This is a genomic window from Streptomyces sp. NPDC048514 (genome assembly GCF_043199955.1).
Taxonomy (GTDB): Bacteria; Actinomycetota; Actinomycetes; order Streptomycetales; family Streptomycetaceae; genus Streptomyces.
Genome location: NZ_JBICWT010000006.1, coordinates 397,956 through 414,462 on the forward strand (window position 1 = coordinate 397,956; position 16,507 = coordinate 414,462).

The following is a 16,507-nucleotide window of genomic DNA, read 5'->3' on the forward strand; positions in this document are numbered from 1 at the left end:
CGGCACAGCAGGCCCGGCTAACCTCCTGCCAACACCCTCCCCCGTGCCCGGCCTCGCCCGGGCGGGGGGACCCCCATCCGGCAGGAGTACGAGAACCATGGCGAACGCACCGGTCCAGCGCATGTCCCAGTTGATGGCGAAGACGCTGCGCGACGACCCGGCCGACGCCGAGGTCCTCAGCCACAAGCTCCTCGTCCGCGCCGGCTACGTCCGCCGCACGGCCGCCGGCATCTGGTCCTGGCTGCCCCTCGGCAAGAAGGTCCTCGCCAACGTGGAGCGCATCGTCCGCGAGGAGATGGACGGCATCGGCGCCCAGGAGGTCTCCCTCCCCGCCCTGCTGCCGCGCGAGCCCTACGAGGCGACCGGGCGCTGGGACGAGTACGGCCAGGAGCTGTTCCGGCTGAAGGACCGCAAGGGCGGCGACTACCTCCTCGGCCCCACCCACGAGGAGATCTTCACCCTCCTGGTCAAGGACCAGTGCACGTCCTACAAGGACCTGCCGGTGATCCTCTACCAGATCCAGACCAAGTTCCGTGACGAGGCCCGCCCCCGGGCCGGCATCCTGCGCGGCCGCGAGTTCCTGATGAAGGACTCGTACTCCTTCGACCTGGAGGACGAGGGCCTCGCGAAGTCCTACGCCCTGCACCGCCAGGCCTATCAGCGGGTCTTCGAGCGCCTCGGCCTCGACTACCGCATCTGCGCGGCCACCGCCGGCGCCATGGGCGGCTCGAAGTCGGAGGAGTTCCTGGCCCCGGCCGAGGCCGGCGAGGACACCTTCGCGGACTGCCCGAACTGCGACTTCGCCGCCAACACCGAGGCGATCACCTACCAGCTGAAGCCGGCCGACGGCTCGGCCGTGCCCGCGCTCGAGGAGATCCCCACCCCCGACACCCCGACCATCGAGACCCTCGCCGCATCCCTCGGCGTCCCGGCCTCGGCCACGCTGAAGAACCTGCTGGTCAAGGTGGACGGCGAGATCGTCGCGGTCGGCGTGCCCGGCGACCGCGAGGTCGACCTGGGCAAGGTCGAGGCGCACTTCGCCCCGGCCGCCGTCGAGCTGGTCACCGCCGAGGACTTCGTCGGCCGTCCCGACCTGGTCCGCGGCTACGTCGGCCCGCAGGGCCTGGGCGAGAAGGTCACGTACATCGCCGACCCGCGGGTGGCCCCCGGCACCTCCTGGATCACCGGCGCCAACAAGGAGCACACGCACGCCAGGAACGTCGTGGCCGGCCGTGACTTCGAGGTCGACGCGTACGTGGACGTCGTGGTCGTGCAGGAGGGCGACCCCTGCCCCAAGTGCGGCACGGGCCTGAAGCTGGACCGAGCCATCGAGATCGGCCACATCTTCCAGCTCGGCCGCAAGTACACCGACGCCCTCAAGCTCGACGTGCTCGGCCAGAACGGCAAGCCGGTCCGCGTCACCATGGGCTCCTACGGCATCGGCGTCTCCCGCGCCGTGGCCGCGCTCGCCGAGCAGACCGCCGACGACAAGGGCCTGGTGTGGTCCAAGGAGGTCGCCCCGGCCGACGTGCACGTCGTCGCCGCCGGCAAGGCGCTGCAGACCGAGCTGGCCCTGGACGTCGCCGAGAAGCTGGCCGCCGCGGGTGTCCGGGTCCTGGTGGACGACCGGGCCGGCGTCTCCCCGGGCGTGAAGTTCACCGACGCCGAGCTGATCGGCGTACCGCAGATCCTGGTGGCCGGCCGCCGCTCCGGCGAGGGCGTTCTGGAGCTGAAGGACCGCAAGACCGGCGAGCGCGAGGAACTGACGGTCGAGGAAGCGATCGCCCGCCTGACGGCCTGACGACGGGGATACGACGGGCCTCCCGGCGTGACGCCGGGAGGCCTCCCGGCCTGGCCGTTGTCCTCGGGGGGCTACCGGCCTGACGGCCTGACGGCCTGACGACGGGGGTACGACGAGCCTCGCGGCGTGACGCCGGGGGGCCGCCGGCCTGGCTGCTGTCCTCGGGGGGCTGCCGGCCTGACGGCCTGACGGCCTGACGACGGGGGTACGACGGGCCTCGCGGCGTGACGCCGGGGGGGCCGCCGGCCTGGCTGCTGTCCTCGGGGGGCTGCCGGCGACCGCTGACGGCCTGACGGCCTGACGACGGGTATGCGACGGGCCTCGCGGCGTGACGCCGGGGGGCCGCCGGCCTGGCCGCTGTCCTCCGGGGCCGCTGGCCTGGCCGTTGTCCTCGGGGGCTGCCGGCCTGACCGCTGACGGCGGGAGGTCGACCGCCTGACGGCCTGAGGTCAGGCCGGCAGCCGCCCGGGGCTGGCCGCCTGCTGGCCTGCCGTCCGAGGCCGACGGCCTGACGACGCCCTCCGTGAGAGGTCCCGGAGGCGTCGCAGCGCCGATCGGCTGTCGGCCCCGTGACCGGATCGGTGCGCGCAGGCAGTCCGCCGGAGCGGCCCCCGGGCCTCGCTAGAGCCAGCCGGCGAACTCCAGCAGCAGTTCCCCGTCCTTCGGGCGGCCCACCCGCAGTGCCCGGACGCCCGACTCCACCGCCCGGAACAGCGTCCAGCCCCGCAGCCGCTCCTGATCCACCTCGAGCGACTCCGCGAGCCGCTTGATGCGGCGCCGTGTGGTCGAGGGGCCGGACGGCGCGGCGATCAGGTCCTCCACCCGGTCCCGCACCAGCCGCGCCAGGTCGAAGGCGGACTCGCCGACCACCGGGTCGGGGCCCACCGCGAGCCACGGCAGCCGTTCCCCGGCGAGCACCTTGCTCTGCCGGAACGTCCCGTGCAGCAACCGGTCCTCCGGCGGCCCGGCCAGCAACTCCTCGCGGGCCGCGAGCGCCGCGTCGACCAGCGGCGCCGTCCCGGCGTCGGCCTCGGCGCCCGCCCGCATGGCCGCCGCCTGCCGCCCGGTGCGCTCCCCGACGGTCTCGAAGACATGGCCGGCCGGCGGCTCCACCCACAGCCGGCGCAGCGTTCCCGCCGCCTCCAGCAGCGCCTTGGCCTCCGGCAGCGACCGCACCGAGACATCCGGATGCAGCCGCTCCAGCAGCAGCACACCCTCCGTGGCGTCCTCGGGTTCCGCCTCCAGAAGTTGTACGGCGCCCAGCCCGGCCCAGTGCGCCAGCGCCGCCCGTTCGCTCTCGGGCCGGGCCCGCGGCGGGGCCAGCTTCAGCACCGCCGGGGTGCCGTCCGCCCGCCGGACCAGCACCACCAGGCTGCTGCGGCCCCCCGGCACCTGAACCCGCTCGACGGACGACTCGCGCCGGGCCACGGCCCGCTCGGCCGCCTCGGGCAGCCGTGCCAGCCAGTCGTCCCCGGCCGGTGCGGTCTCACCGAGCGCGCGCACCAGGCGCTGCGGCGGTTCGAAAGCCATGCGCGAGTCTTTCCCTTCTCCACGGATCCCGCCATCACGGATCCTGCCGTTCCGGCCCACGTCGTCGGCCCATGTCGCCGGCCCCTGTCGAAGGGCCCTGCCCAACGACACCTCTCGTACGCGACCCGCCGCACGGGTCCTGCCGTACGGGTCCGCCGCACGGGTCCTGTCGTACAGGCCCTGCCGGCGGGGCCGGTCGGCAGGGTTCTGCCGGACGAGTCCCGCCCCCCGGGGCCTTCCGGCCGCCCTGTCGTACGGGTCCTGCCCGTAGGGGTCCGCGGTACGGGGTCCCGTCGTGCCGTGCCGGTCCGGCCCGGCCAGGTCTGCCGTGCCGCCCGGTCCGTCCGCTTCCGTGCCTATCGGGACACCGGGGCGGAGGCCGACGGGTTCGTGCCGGCGGCGCCGGTGCCCTCGCCGGAGGACCGCTCGGCGAGCCCAGGGAAGGCTACGCTCTCCCCGCTCCAGCGCACCGACCGCACCGCGGACTCCCGCAGGGCCGCGGCCGCCGCGCCGCGCCGCGCGCCCGACGCCGCCCGCACCAGGTCCGCGTACACCCCGGCCACCCGCTCCTCAAGACCGGCGGCCAGCCGTGCCGCGGCCGCCGCGTCGGCCACCCGGAACGGCAGCGCGTAGGCGGCGCTCGCGGCGACCGGCTCGCCGCCCAGGTCGCGCACCTCGCGCACCAGCGCGTCCCGGCGCGCCCGGTGGCCGTCGTACGCGGCCAGCGCCTCGGTGCGCCGCCGTGCGCCGATCCGGCCGCCGACGACGCCGTACCCGTACACCGCCGCGTGTTCCGCCGCCAGCGCCGCCTGCAGCGCGGTCAGCTCGGCCTCGCTCGCCTGCTCGCTCACTTCGCCCCCTCCGTCAGCAGGTAGGCGTGCGCCGCTCCGGCCGCCGCGGCCGAGGCCAGCAGCCGCGCGGGCTCGCCCGGCACCTTCAGCAGGTCGGCGGCGCGCCGGTCGGCGAGGGCGCGCTCGGCGGCGGCCAGCCCGGCGACGGCGTCCCGCTCGGCGGCCGGCACCGGGGCGGGGGAGGCCGAGGACGTCGCCGGTGCGGGCGTCGTACCGTCCCCGAACGCCTCGACGTGGGCCGCGACCTGGTCGCGCAGCGGGCGCAGCCGCTCGGCCAGCCCGGGGTGTGCCGCCAGCACGGCGTCGTACCGCTCCAGCAGCCCCCGGCTGTCCCGGGCGGCACGCGCGTGTGCCTCGGCGGTGGCGGACGGGCCGTCGCCGCCGCCGGAGTCGGGATCGGCCGAGCAGCCCACCAGCAGGGCGGCACCCGCGGCCGAGGCGAGCAGGGATCTTCTGCGCGGCCCCGAGGGGGTGCGCGGCGGTGGGGAGTACGGCACTGCGGACGTCCTCGGGGAACTCGTGGCAGGGGAAGAACGGCTTCGGGCGGCACGCCCGTGATCACCGTACCCGCGCACCCCCCGCGCACCACTCACCGGCACCGCCCGTACACAGGTGGACGGCAACACTCCTCGCGACCGGATACCCTTTGACCAGACACGCGACCAAACCCACAACAGCACACGCGGCCGAGGAGTCACCCGGATGAGCACGACCCAGAGCGAGAGGCTGCGAGAGCTGCTCGAACCGCTCGTCACCTCCCAGGGGCTGGATCTCGAAGAGATCGCTGTGGACTCCGTCGGACGCAAGCGGGTGCTGCGCGTGGTCGTCGACTCCGACACCGGGGCGGATCTGGACGCCATCGCCGATGTGAGCCGCGCGCTCTCGGCGAAGCTCGACGAGACCGACGCGATGGGTGACGGCGCGTACGACCTGGAGGTCGGGACCCCCGGCGCGGAGCGCCTTCTCAGCGAGCACCGGCACTTCGTGCGCGCCACCGACCGGCTCGTGCGATTCCAGCTGACCGAGGGCGGCGAACTGGTCGCCCGGATCCTCACCGTCGACGACGAGGGCCTCGACGTCGAGGTGCCCGGGGTCAAGGGCCGCAAGGCCACCACTCGCCGGCTCGGCTTCCCGGAGATCGACCGGGCGCGCGTGCAGGTCGAGTTCAACCGCAAGGACAAGAAGGACATGAAGGAAGAGGAGGAGGCGTAGCCGTGGACATCGACATGAGCGCCCTGCGGGGCTTGGTGCGGGAGAAGGAGATCTCCTTCGACCTGCTGGTCGAGGCGATCGAGTCGGCCCTCCTCATCGCCTACCACCGCACCGAGGGAAGCCGCCGGCACGCGCGCGTGGAGCTCAACCGGGAGACCGGGCATGTGACCGTGTGGGCGAAGGAGGACCCGGAGGACCTCGAGGAGGGCCAGGAGGTCCGCGAGTTCGACGACACCCCGTCCGGCTTCGGCCGTATCGCCGCCACCACCGCCAAGCAGGTGATCCTGCAGCGGCTGCGCGACGCCGAGGACGACGCGACGCTCGGCGAGTACGCCGGCCGCGAGGGCGACATCGTCACCGGCGTGGTCCAGCAGGGCCGCGACCCGAAGAACGTGCTCGTGGACATCGGCAAGCTCGAGGCCATCCTGCCGGTGCAGGAGCAGGTGCCCGGTGAGACGTACCAGCACGGCCTGCGGCTGCGGTCGTACGTCGTCCGGGTCGCCAAGGGTGTCCGCGGTCCCTCGGTGACCCTCTCCCGCACGCACCCCAACCTGGTGAAGAAGCTCTTCGCCCTGGAGGTGCCGGAGATCGCCGACGGTTCGGTGGAGATCGCGGCGATCGCCCGTGAGGCCGGTCACCGTACGAAGATCGCCGTTCGGTCCACTCGTTCGGGTCTGAACGCCAAGGGTGCCTGCATCGGCCCGATGGGCGGCCGGGTGCGTAACGTGATGGGTGAACTGAACGGTGAGAAGATCGACATCGTCGACTGGTCGGACGACCCGGCCGAGATGGTGGCGAACGCGCTGTCACCCGCTCGGGTGAGCAAGGTGGACGTCGTCGACCTGGCCGCCCGCTCCGCCCGGGTGACCGTGCCGGACTACCAGCTGTCGCTGGCGATCGGCAAGGAGGGCCAGAACGCCCGCCTCGCGGCCCGGCTCACCGGCTGGCGGATCGACATCCGGCCCGACACCGAGCAGGCTGAGGACCAGGCCGGACGGCGGTCCGGGGAATAGATCCCGGCCGTAAGCCGCTCCGTTTACGACAACAACCGTTCGATCTTTACCCCGAAGGGGTGAGGCCGGTACGGGGAGGTAGACTTAACCGTGTCTGGCCGGACGCACGCCCGAGCATGCCCGGAACGCACCTGTGTGGGGTGCCGGGAGCGAGCGGCCAAGAACGATCTCCTGCGGATCGTGGAGAGCGGGGACGCATGCGTCCCCGATCCTCGCGGTACGCTGCCCGGCCGGGGTGCCTACATACACCCCGTCCTGGTCTGTCTCGACCTGGCGGTCCGCCGCCGGGCGTTCTCGCGGGCACTGCGCGTCCCGGGAGCGCTCGACACAAAGGCGTTGCGCCGATACGTCGAGCAGACAACAGTTGCCGAGCAGGCAACACCGTAAGACGTGCCGTACGGAACCCCGTGCGGCTTGGTACCTCGCGAGTCGAAAGCAGGTCGAGATTGCGATGAGCACTCGATGAGTACGCGATGAGTACGCCCATGAACTAGCGACGGTCCGGCTTCAACCCGGACCTCAAAGGAGCGAAGTGGCTAAGGTCCGGGTCTACGAACTCGCCAAGGAGTTCGGTGTCGAGAGCAAGGTCGTCATGGCCAAGCTCCAGGAACTCGGTGAATTCGTCCGTTCGGCGTCTTCGACCATCGAAGCGCCGGTTGTACGTAAGCTGACCGACGCCTTCCAGGGTGGTGGCAACGGCAAGTCCGCCGGCAAGCCCGCCCCCCGCAAGGCTTCCCCCAAGCCCGCCGCACCCTCTCCGGTGCAGGCGGCCCGTCCGGCTGCCCCGAGGCCGCCGGCGGCCCCCAAGGCGGCTCCGCAGGCTCCGGCCGCCCAGCAGCCGGAGGCCCCGGCGGCGTCCTCGGCGCCCGCCCCGGGCCCGCGTCCGGTTCCGGGCCCCAAGCCCGCGCCCCGTCCGGCTCCGGCCGCCCCGGAGTTCACCGCTCCGCCGGCCGCTCCGGCCGCGCAGACCCCGCAGGCTCCGGCCGCCCAGACCCCGCAGGCTCCGGCCGCCCAGGGTCCGCGTCCCGGCGCCCGTCCGGGTGCCCCGAAGCCCGGTGGCCGTCCGGCCCAGGGTCAGGGTCAGGGCCAGGCGTCCCGTCCCGGCCAGGGCGCTCCGCGCTCCGGTGGCCAGGGCCAGCGTCCCGGCTCCCGTCCGGCCGGTCCTCGTCCGGGCAACAACCCCTTCACCTCCGGTGGCTCCACCGGCATGGCCCGCCCGCAGGCCCCGCGCCCGCAGGGCGGCCCGCGTCCCGGTGGTCCCGGTGCCCCCGGCGCCGGTCCCCGTCCGCAGACGCCCGGCGCCCAGGGCGGCGGTCCGCGTCCGCAGGCTCCCGGCGGTGCCCGCCCGTCGCCGTCCGGCATGCCCCGCCCGCAGGGCGGCCCGCGTCCCGGTCCGGCCGGCGGTCCGCGCCCGAACCCGGGCATGATGCCGCAGCGTCCCGCTGCCGGCCCGCGTCCCGGCGGCGGTGGCCCCGGCGGCCGCGGTCCCGGTGGCGGCGGTCGTCCCGGTGGCGGCGGCGGTCGTCCGGGTGGCGGCGGCTTCGCCGGTCGTCCGGGTGGCGGTGGCGGCGGCGGCTTCGCCGGCCGTCCCGGTGGTCCGGGCGGTGGCGGTGGCGGCGGCTTCGCCGGCCGTCCCGGTGGTCCCGGCGGTGGCGGCGGTGGCCGTCCCGGCTTCGGTGGCCGTCCCGGCGGTCCCGGTGGCCGTGGTGGCACGCAGGGCGCCTTCGGCCGTCCCGGCGGTCCCGCGCGTCGCGGTCGCAAGTCGAAGCGGCAGAGGCGCCAGGAGTACGAGGCCATGCAGGCCCCGTCGGTCGGCGGCGTGATGCTGCCTCGCGGCAACGGCGAAGCCATTCGCCTGTCGCGCGGTGCGTCCCTCACCGACTTCGCGGAGAAGATCAACGCCAACCCGGCGTCACTCGTCGCGGTCATGATGAACCTCGGCGAGATGGTCACGGCCACCCAGTCCGTGTCCGACGAGACGCTGGAGCTCCTCGCCGGCGAGATGAACTACACGGTTCAGATCGTCAGCCCCGAGGAGGAGGACCGCGAGCTGCTCGAGTCCTTCGACATCGAGTTCGGCGAGGACGAGGGCGACGAGGAAGACCTGGTGGTCCGCCCGCCGGTCGTCACCGTCATGGGTCACGTCGACCACGGTAAGACCCGACTGCTCGACGCCATCCGCAAGACCAACGTCATCGCGGGCGAGGCCGGCGGCATCACCCAGCACATCGGTGCCTACCAGGTCTCGACCGAGGTCAACGACGAAGAGCGCAAGATCACCTTCATCGACACCCCGGGTCACGAGGCGTTCACCGCCATGCGTGCCCGTGGTGCGAAGTCGACCGACATCGCGATCCTGGTCGTCGCGGCCAACGACGGCGTCATGCCGCAGACGGTCGAGGCGCTCAACCACGCCAAGGCGGCCGACGTGCCGATCGTGGTCGCGGTCAACAAGATCGACGTCGAGGGTGCCGACCCGACCAAGGTGCGCGGTCAGCTGACCGAGTACGGCCTGGTGGCCGAGGAGTACGGCGGCGAGACCATGTTCGTCGACATCTCCGCCAAGCAGGGTCTGCACATCGACTCGCTGCTGGAGGCCGTGGTCCTCACGGCCGACGCCTCGCTCGACCTGCGGGCCAACCCGGCCCAGGACGCGCAGGGCATCTCGATCGAGTCCCGTCTCGACCGCGGCCGTGGTGCCGTGGCGACGGTCCTCGTCCAGCGAGGCACGCTGCGGGTCGGCGACACGATGGTCGTGGGCGACGCCTACGGCCGAGTGCGCGCCATGCTCGACGACAACGGCAACAACGTCGCCGAGGCGGGCCCGTCGACGCCGGTCCAGGTCCTCGGCCTGACCAACGTCCCGGGTGCGGGCGACAACTTCCTGGTGGTCGACGAGGACCGTACGGCCCGTCAGATCGCCGAGAAGCGCGCCGCCCGTGAGCGCAACGCCGCGTTCGCCAAGCGCACGCGCCGCGTGTCGCTGGAGGACCTGGACAAGGTGCTCAAGGCCGGCGAGGTCCAGCAGCTGAACCTGATCATCAAGGGTGACGCTTCCGGATCCGTCGAGGCCCTCGAGTCCTCCCTGCTCCAGCTGGACGTCGGCGAAGAGGTCGACATCCGCGTCCTGCACCGCGGTGTCGGTGCGGTCACGGAGTCCGACATCGACCTGGCGATGGGCTCCGACGCCATCGTGATCGGCTTCAACGTCCGCGCGGCCGGCCGCGCGGCGCAGATGGCCGAGCGCGAGGGTGTGGACGTCCGGTACTACTCGGTCATCTACCAGGCGATCGAGGAGATCGAGGCGGCCCTCAAGGGCATGCTCAAGCCGGAGTACGAAGAGGTCGAGCTGGGCACGGCGGAGATCCGCGAGGTCTTCAAGTCGTCCAAGCTGGGCAACATCGCCGGTGTGCTCATCCGCTCCGGCGAGGTCAAGCGCAACACCAAGGCCCGCCTCATCCGCGACGGCAAGGTGGTCGCGGAGAGCCTCAACATCGAGGGTCTGCGTCGCTTCAAGGACGACGTCACCGAGATCCGCGAAGGCTTCGAGGGTGGTATCAACCTCGGAAACTTCAACGACATCAAGGTCGACGACGTCATCGCGACGTACGAGATGCGCGAGAAGCCGCGGGCGTAACGGCCTACGGTCTGTGATGCTGGCCGGCGGGACTCCGGTTCCGCCGGCCAGCACGGCTTTTCCCGAACCGACGGTGCCGGGAAACCCTGTCGAGCCATCGACGGGTACGCGGTACCGTTCTTGATGTCCCCGGCCCACACGGACCCGGGGCCATCGATCCCGTACCGGCGGGTTAACCGGTTACACACATGTACGTGGGGACTCTGTCCTTCGACCTGCTCCTCGGCGACGTCCACTCGCTGAAGGAGAAGCGCTCCGTCGTCCGCCCGATCGTCGCCGAACTCCAGCGGAAGTACGCGGTGAGCGCGGCCGAGGTGGAGCACATGGATCTCCACCGGCGAACGATCATCGGCCTCGCCATGGTCTCCGGCGACGCGGGGCACCTCACCGACGTCCTGGACCGGTGCGAACGGCTGGTCGCCGGCCGCCCCGAGGTGGAGCTGCTGTCCGTGCGACGGCGCTTCCACGGCGACGACGACTGACCACGAAACGCAAGCAAGAGAAAGAACGGGAGACGGACCAGTGGCCGACAACGCGCGGGCGAAAAGGCTGGCGGACCTCATCCGAGAGGTGGTGGCCCAGAAGCTGCAGCGCGGGATCAAGGACCCGCGGCTCGGCTCGCACGTCACCATCACGGACACCAGGGTCACGGGCGACCTGCGGGAGGCGACCGTCTTCTACACGGTCTACGGCGACGAAGAGGAGCGGCAGGCCGCCGCCGCCGGTCTGGAGAGCGCCAAGGGCGTCCTCCGCTCGGCCGTCGGAGCCGCCGCCGGTGTGAAGTTCACCCCGACCCTGACCTTCGTGGCGGACGCCCTCCCGGATACCGCCCGGACCATCGAGGACCTCCTCGACAAGGCACGCCAGTCCGACGAGAAGGTGCGCGAGGTGTCCGCGGGCGCCAAGTACGCCGGCGAAGCGGACCCGTACCGCAAGCCGGGCGAGGAAGACGACGAGACGGACGACACCGCCGAATGACCAGCAAGCCCACCCCGCCCGACGGCCTCGTCATCGTGGACAAGCCGTCGGGCTTCACCTCGCACGACGTGGTCGCCAAGATGCGGGGGATCGCGAGGACCCGCCGGGTCGGCCACGCGGGCACCCTGGACCCGATGGCGACCGGCGTCCTGGTCCTCGGCATCGAGCGCGCCACCAAGCTCCTCGGGCACCTCGCGCTCACCGAGAAGGAGTACCTCGGCACCATCCGCCTGGGCCAGAACACCCTCACCGACGACGCCGAGGGCGAGATCACCTCGTCCGCCGACGCCTCCAAGGTGACCCGGGAGGCCATCGACGCCGGCGTCACCAAGCTGACCGGCGACATCATGCAGGTGCCGTCCAAGGTCAGCGCCATCAAGATCGACGGCGTGCGGTCGTACAAGCGGGCCCGCGAGGGGGAGGACTTCGAGATCCCCGCCCGGCCGGTGACCATCTCCTCGTTCGCGGTGTACGACGTGCGCGACGCCGTCGCCGAGGACGGCACCCAGGTCCTCGACCTCGTCGTGTCCGTCGTCTGCTCGTCCGGCACCTACATCCGCGCCATCGCCCGCGACCTGGGCGCCGGCCTGGGCGTCGGCGGCCACCTCACCGCGCTGCGCCGGACGCGCGTCGGACCGTACAAGCTCGACGCGGCGAAGACGCTGGACCAGCTCCAGAAGGAGCTGACCGTGCTGCCGATCGCCGACGCCGCCACCGCCGCCTTCCCGCGCTGGCAGGTCGACGACAGGCGCTCACGGCTGCTGCTGAACGGCGTCCGGCTGGAGATGCCCGGCGAGTACGCGGGCGCCGGCCCGGTCGCCGTGTTCGACCCCGAGGGTCGCTTCCTCGCCCTCGTCGAGGAGCACAAGGGCAAGGCGAAGAGCCTGGCCGTCTTCGGCTGACACATCCCGCCGGGGCACGCGCACGGGCGCGGGGTCGCCGGTGGACGGGTGGACAGGCGACCGGACGGTCGCCCGTGGAGCGGCGGCCGGGCCACGTCCGGTTGCCCGAGCGCCGGCCGGCCACGGACGGTCGCCCGTCGAAGGGCGGCGGGGCCACGTTCGGTTGCCCGTGGTCGTCCGCGGAGCGGCGGCCGGGCCACGGGGGTAACCCCTGCCGCCGCTCCACGGTCCCCCTCGGTTCCCCCACCCCTAGGGTTATCCAACCGCCCGCGCCTATTCACCCGTCCGGGCAGGCGCTCGGAGTGAACCGGGGGAGCGGAAGGGGGCGCGTTCACCGTGCGATCTGTCCCGCCGATCACCGCGCACCTACCGTCGACGGCAGGGCAGGTGTACGGGCGGGAGGTACGGCCATGGCGGGACGGCGCCCGCGCACCGGAGACGCGCACCGGATGACACCGGACGACACGGACACGAACGGCACGCACGAGCAGACGCCTGGTACGGGTGGGCCGGGCGGGGGCGCGCGTGGTGGCGCCGTCGGGGCGGCCGCGTGCGCCTGGGGCGTGCGGAGTGGTGCCGGTGGGCCGGTCGAGGGTGCGCGGAACACACGCGGGAATGCCGGTGGGCCGGCCGAGGACGTGCGGAGTGGTGCCGGGGGGTCCGTCATGGGTGCGGGGCACCTGCGGGGGGACGAGGGCGGGGCGGATCCCGCGGGCGGCGCGCCCTGTCCCGACGACACCGTCCTGGTCCGCATCCGTGACCTCGCCGGCCGCACTCGCGGCATCGGCTTCCTCGCCGACCACGAGGGCACCCTCGTCACCAGCCACGAGACGGTCGACGGCCTGCCCCGGCTGGTGCTGCACGCGGCCGGGGACCGCACCAGTGTGGTCGGCGCCGACGCCGTCACCCCCCTGCCCGAGCGGAACCTGGCCCTGGTGCGCACCGAGGGCCTCGGCGTGGAGCCGCTGCCGCTGACCGTGCGGGAGCGGATCGACACCGGCACCTATGTGCGGATCGCCGCGGGCTGCTGGCGCGAGGCCCGGGTGCTGGCCGCCACCCAGGCCACGTACACCGCCACGGACCGCTTCCACCTCCTCGACGACGCCCTGGAACTGGCGATCGGCACCGCCGGGCGGGACGCGCTCCGGCTCGGTGGCGGGGCGGCCGGAGGACCGGTGCTCGACGCCCGTACCGGCGCCGTCCTCGCGGTCCTCGGCACGGCCCTGCACACCGCGCAGCGCGACGCCGGCCTCGCGGCCCTCCTGCGGCCCGCCGACGGGCCCCTCGGGGACCTGCTCGTCCGCAACGCGGCCACCGTCCCGGCCTACGGCGCCGATCTGAACCTGGCCGGCATCCTGGAGCTGACGGCCACCTCGATGGCCCAGGACGGCCCGCACGGCACCCGCGCCGGCGCCGTGGAACCCGTCGAACGCGGCGAGGTGACAAGGGAGTTGACGGCATTCGTCGAGGGTGAGCGGACCGTGCTCGGCCTCGTCGGCGCGCCGGGCAGCGGCCGTACGACGGAACTCGCGGCCCTCGCGGCCCGCCGGGGACGCGGCGAGCGTGCCGCCCCCACGCTGTGGCTGCGCGGCGCCGACCTCGAGGACACCGACGCGTCGGTGGCGGACGCCGCCGGCCGCGCCCTGGAACGAGCGGCCCGGATCGTCGCGGCCTCCCGCCCCGGTAACGGTGAGGACCTCGGCGACCTCACCCCCGAGCGCCTGGCCCGCGTCGCCGTCCGCACCGGCCGTCGGCTGCTGCTCCTCCTGGACGGGCCCGAGGAGATGCCCCCGGTCCTCGCCCACCGGCTGCCGGAGTGGACCCGGGCAACCGCCGACTGGCTGCGGGAGACCGGGGCTCGGCTGGTGGTCGCCTGCCGGGAGGAGTACTGGGAGCGGGCCGGCGCCGGGTTCCCGGCCGACCTGCTGCACACCCCGCACGACTGGGAGCGGGCAGCCCGGCTCCCGGCGGACCTGCTCTCGACCGTGCACACCCGCCAGGAAACGCCACCGCCCGTGGACACGGTGGACACGAGTGAGCCGACGGCGTCCCCTGAGCCGAGGTCCTACGGGCCGACGGGGTCTCGTGAGCCGAGGTCTTATGAGCCGACGGGGTCTCGTGAGCCGACGGCGTCCCTTGAGCCGAGGTCTTATGAGCCGATGGGGTCTCATGAGCCGACCGGGTCTCGTGAGCCGACCGGGTCCCATGGGCTGACCGGGTCTCGTGAGCCGACCGGGTCCCATGGGCCGACCGGGTCTCATGGGCCCACCGGGTCCCATGGGCCGGCGGGTGACCCGGGTCCTTTCGTGTCGATGCCGCCCTGTGTGCGGCTGGGTGAACTCGGCGACGAGGAAGCGCGCCTGGCCCGGGCCCGCTACGGCATTCCGGACGGTGCGCTCGGCGACCGTGACGCCCGGCACCCGCTGACCTTGAGCCTGCTCTCCGAGATCCTCGCCGCCGTACCGGACGCCCCGGCCGCCGTCGTACCCGTCGACCGGCACGAGGTGTTCGCCGCCCACTTCGACCTGATGTGCCTGCGCACCGCGGTCCGGCTCGCCGCCGAGAACGGGCTGCGCGGCTCGGCCGTACGACGGCTCGCGGCACGGGTCGCCGGTCAGGTGCACGAGGCCGCCCGGCGCAGCCTCGGCCCCGGCCAGGGCGGGCTGGACCGGGCGTCGTTCGAGGAGGTGTTCCCCTGGGGCCCCGCCCCGGCCCGGCTGGGCGGCGGCACCGGCTGGGCCTCCGCCGTCCTGACCGAAGGCCTCCTCGTCCCGGCCGGCGACGGCTACCGCTTCGCCCATGAGGAGCTGGCCGACTGGATCCAGGGCATCCACCTCGACCTGGACGAGGCCCTGCACGCCCTGGTCCACCGCCCCGGATGCGCGGGAGAGGCCCGCCCCGTCCCCGTGCCCCATCACCGCGTCGGGCCGGTCGTCCAGGCCATGCTCCTCCTCGCCCGTCAGCACGGCCACCGGCAACTCTCCGATCGTCTACGTGAGTTGGCGGAGGTCCTGGACCGTGATCCGGGCTCCTGGTGGGCCGCCCGGCTGCTCGCCCGGACCCTTCTCCACGTGCCGGACGCGACGCCGTACACCGAGGTGCTGCGCCCCCTCGCCGACCGCATCGTCGCCTGGCGCCGCGAACGACGTCCCGTGCCACCTGAGCTGGGCCCCGCCTTCTGGACCGCCGTGCCCGTCTCCGACGCCGAGCGGCTCGACCTGCTGCGCCGGCTCGTCCTCGCGGACCTGGCACCGCCTGCGCCGGGCGAACGCTATCTCGACGCCGCCGCCCGGCTGCTCGCCGCCCAGCCCGTCCTCGTACAAGCGCAGTTGACCCACTGGTTCGACGACGAGCGGCCGTTGCCCGCGACCCCGCACGCCACCGTGGCCGCCGCCGCCCAGGCGCTGCTGCACACCCACCGGCACACCGCCCTGGACGAGCTCATCGAGGTGCTGGTGCGCAGCGCGCACCGGCGTGCCGACGAACTGCTCGCCACCCTCGCCGAGAACGAGCCCTCCGCGCTCTGCCGGGCCGTGGACCGGTGGGCGCACGACGAGTGCCCCGCCCGCCGGGTCGCGGCAGTGACCTACGGACTGCGCGCGGCCCCCCATGTCAGCTCGGTGGCCGACCGTGCGCTGCTGCGCTACGCCGCCCTCGCCCTCCTCGCCCGCCCCGCCGACTGCACGCTGCACGGCGGTGCCCTCGCCCTCCTGATCCGCGACCCGGACACCCGCGACCGGCACCTCGCCGCGGCCCTGCATCACTTCGCCGACGGCGATCCGCATGTCCCGGCCGGCGCTCTGGTGCCCGCCCTGACCACCCACCCCGAACCGGTCCTGGAGACCTTCCGCGCCCGCCTGCTCGGCCCGGACGCCGGAGACACCCTGCGCACCCTCGCCGACGTCACCACCCCGGTCCTGGCCCGCCGCGTCGCCGCCCTCGTCGGGGAGGCGGTGCGGCTGCGCCCGGAAACCGCCGGGCACGTCGCCGTCTACGTCGACCGCCGGCTGGAGCAGGGGCCCACCGTCCGCCCGGTCCTGCTGCCCCTCGTCACAGGTCTGCTCGAAGGGGGACCCGAACAGGTCCGGGCGGCTCTCGCCACCGTCCTCGCAGCCGCGGGGACCCCCGCCTCCCGGCCACTGCGCCGCGAACTCCTGGAGGTCGTGTTCACGCACGAGCGGGAGCCGTCGGTCCTGGACGCCGTCCTGCACGCGGCGGCCGGACACGGGTCCGGCCGAAAGGACGAGGAGGTACGCGGACTGGTCCACCGCACCGGCCTGCTCCTCGTCCGCACCCCCGAGGGAGCCACCCGCTTCGACCGGGGCCTGGTCGACCTGGGCCGGCACGTGCCGGGTTTCGCCGCGCTCATGGCCCGCTGGCTGACGGACGCCCCGGACGACTGGGCCGCCGTGGTCGGCCCCGGCACCCGTCGCATGCTCGAGAACCTGGCGGGCGCACGGGTGCCCGCGCGAGCAGTGTGAGCGGCGGCGTCGGCGTGACCGATGCGAGCGGCGTCGGCGGGCTGGCCGGCGTGAGTGGGGCCGGCGGCGCGAGCGGCGTGAGTGGGGAGGGCTGTCTGGGTG

At 73.8% G+C, this 16,507-nt stretch carries 12 protein-coding genes; 9 read left to right on the top strand and 3 right to left on the bottom strand.

Annotated features, from left to right (window positions below; genetic code table 11):
• Nucleotides 1-97 precede the first annotated feature (97 nt).
• Nucleotides 98-1,801, top strand: coding sequence for a proline--tRNA ligase (locus tag ACGFT2_RS16240; RefSeq protein ID WP_393278289.1), 1,704 nt, complete (start codon nucleotides 98-100; stop codon nucleotides 1,799-1,801).
• A 621-nt stretch (nucleotides 1,802-2,422) separates the two neighbouring features.
• Here the strand turns inward: ACGFT2_RS16240 and ACGFT2_RS16245 are convergent.
• From ACGFT2_RS16245 to ACGFT2_RS16255, 3 genes are all read right to left on the bottom strand, one after another.
• The gene (locus ACGFT2_RS16245; RefSeq protein WP_393278291.1) at nucleotides 2,423-3,331 is read right to left on the bottom strand and encodes an aminoglycoside phosphotransferase family protein; all 909 of its coding nucleotides are present in this window, start codon (nucleotides 3,329-3,331) and stop codon (nucleotides 2,423-2,425) included.
• Nucleotides 3,332-3,687: 356 nt separating this feature from the next.
• Nucleotides 3,688-4,182 carry a ferritin-like domain-containing protein gene (locus ACGFT2_RS16250; RefSeq protein WP_393278293.1) on the bottom strand — a complete coding sequence of 165 codons (495 nt, stop codon included), beginning with the start codon at nucleotides 4,180-4,182 and terminating at the stop codon, nucleotides 3,688-3,690.
• Entirely contained in the window at nucleotides 4,179-4,679 is a 501-nt protein-coding gene (locus ACGFT2_RS16255) for a hypothetical protein (RefSeq protein ID WP_393278295.1), read from the bottom strand. Before ACGFT2_RS16255 ends, ACGFT2_RS16250 begins: the two co-directional genes overlap by 4 nt.
• Before the next feature lie 205 nt (nucleotides 4,680-4,884).
• On the opposite strand from ACGFT2_RS16255, the gene rimP reads away from it, so the two are divergent.
• The 8 genes from rimP (at nucleotide 4,885) to ACGFT2_RS16295 (ending at nucleotide 16,405) form a co-directional block, all read left to right on the top strand.
• Nucleotides 4,885-5,394 carry a ribosome maturation factor RimP gene (rimP, locus tag ACGFT2_RS16260; protein ID WP_393278297.1) on the top strand — a complete coding sequence of 170 codons (510 nt, stop codon included), beginning with the start codon at nucleotides 4,885-4,887 and terminating at the stop codon, nucleotides 5,392-5,394.
• Nucleotides 5,395-5,396: 2 nt separating this feature from the next.
• Nucleotides 5,397-6,407, top strand: a complete 1,011-nt coding sequence (gene nusA, locus ACGFT2_RS16265; protein WP_393278299.1) for a transcription termination factor NusA — start codon at nucleotides 5,397-5,399, stop codon at nucleotides 6,405-6,407.
• A gap of 90 nt (nucleotides 6,408-6,497) precedes the next feature.
• Entirely contained in the window at nucleotides 6,498-6,794 is a 297-nt protein-coding gene (locus tag ACGFT2_RS16270; RefSeq protein WP_393278301.1) for a YlxR family protein, read from the top strand.
• A 145-nt stretch (nucleotides 6,795-6,939) separates the two neighbouring features.
• Entirely contained in the window at nucleotides 6,940-10,044 is a 3,105-nt protein-coding gene (gene infB / locus ACGFT2_RS16275) for a translation initiation factor IF-2 (protein WP_393278303.1), read from the top strand.
• 188 nt (nucleotides 10,045-10,232) lie between these two features.
• Nucleotides 10,233-10,526, top strand: a complete 294-nt coding sequence (locus ACGFT2_RS16280) for a DUF503 domain-containing protein (RefSeq protein ID WP_393278305.1) — start codon at nucleotides 10,233-10,235, stop codon at nucleotides 10,524-10,526.
• A gap of 40 nt (nucleotides 10,527-10,566) precedes the next feature.
• On the top strand, nucleotides 10,567-11,022 hold the full coding sequence (gene rbfA, locus ACGFT2_RS16285; protein ID WP_393278307.1) for a 30S ribosome-binding factor RbfA: 456 nt from the start codon (nucleotides 10,567-10,569) through the stop codon (nucleotides 11,020-11,022).
• Nucleotides 11,019-11,924 (top strand): tRNA pseudouridine(55) synthase TruB, encoded by a 906-nt coding sequence (truB, locus tag ACGFT2_RS16290; RefSeq protein ID WP_393278309.1) that lies wholly within the window; start codon nucleotides 11,019-11,021, stop codon nucleotides 11,922-11,924. Before rbfA ends, truB begins: the two co-directional genes overlap by 4 nt.
• A gap of 410 nt (nucleotides 11,925-12,334) precedes the next feature.
• Nucleotides 12,335-16,405: a hypothetical protein gene (locus ACGFT2_RS16295; protein WP_393278311.1), complete on the top strand. Its 4,071-nt coding sequence runs from the start codon at nucleotides 12,335-12,337 to the stop codon at nucleotides 16,403-16,405.
• Nucleotides 16,406-16,507: the final 102 nt, after the last annotated feature.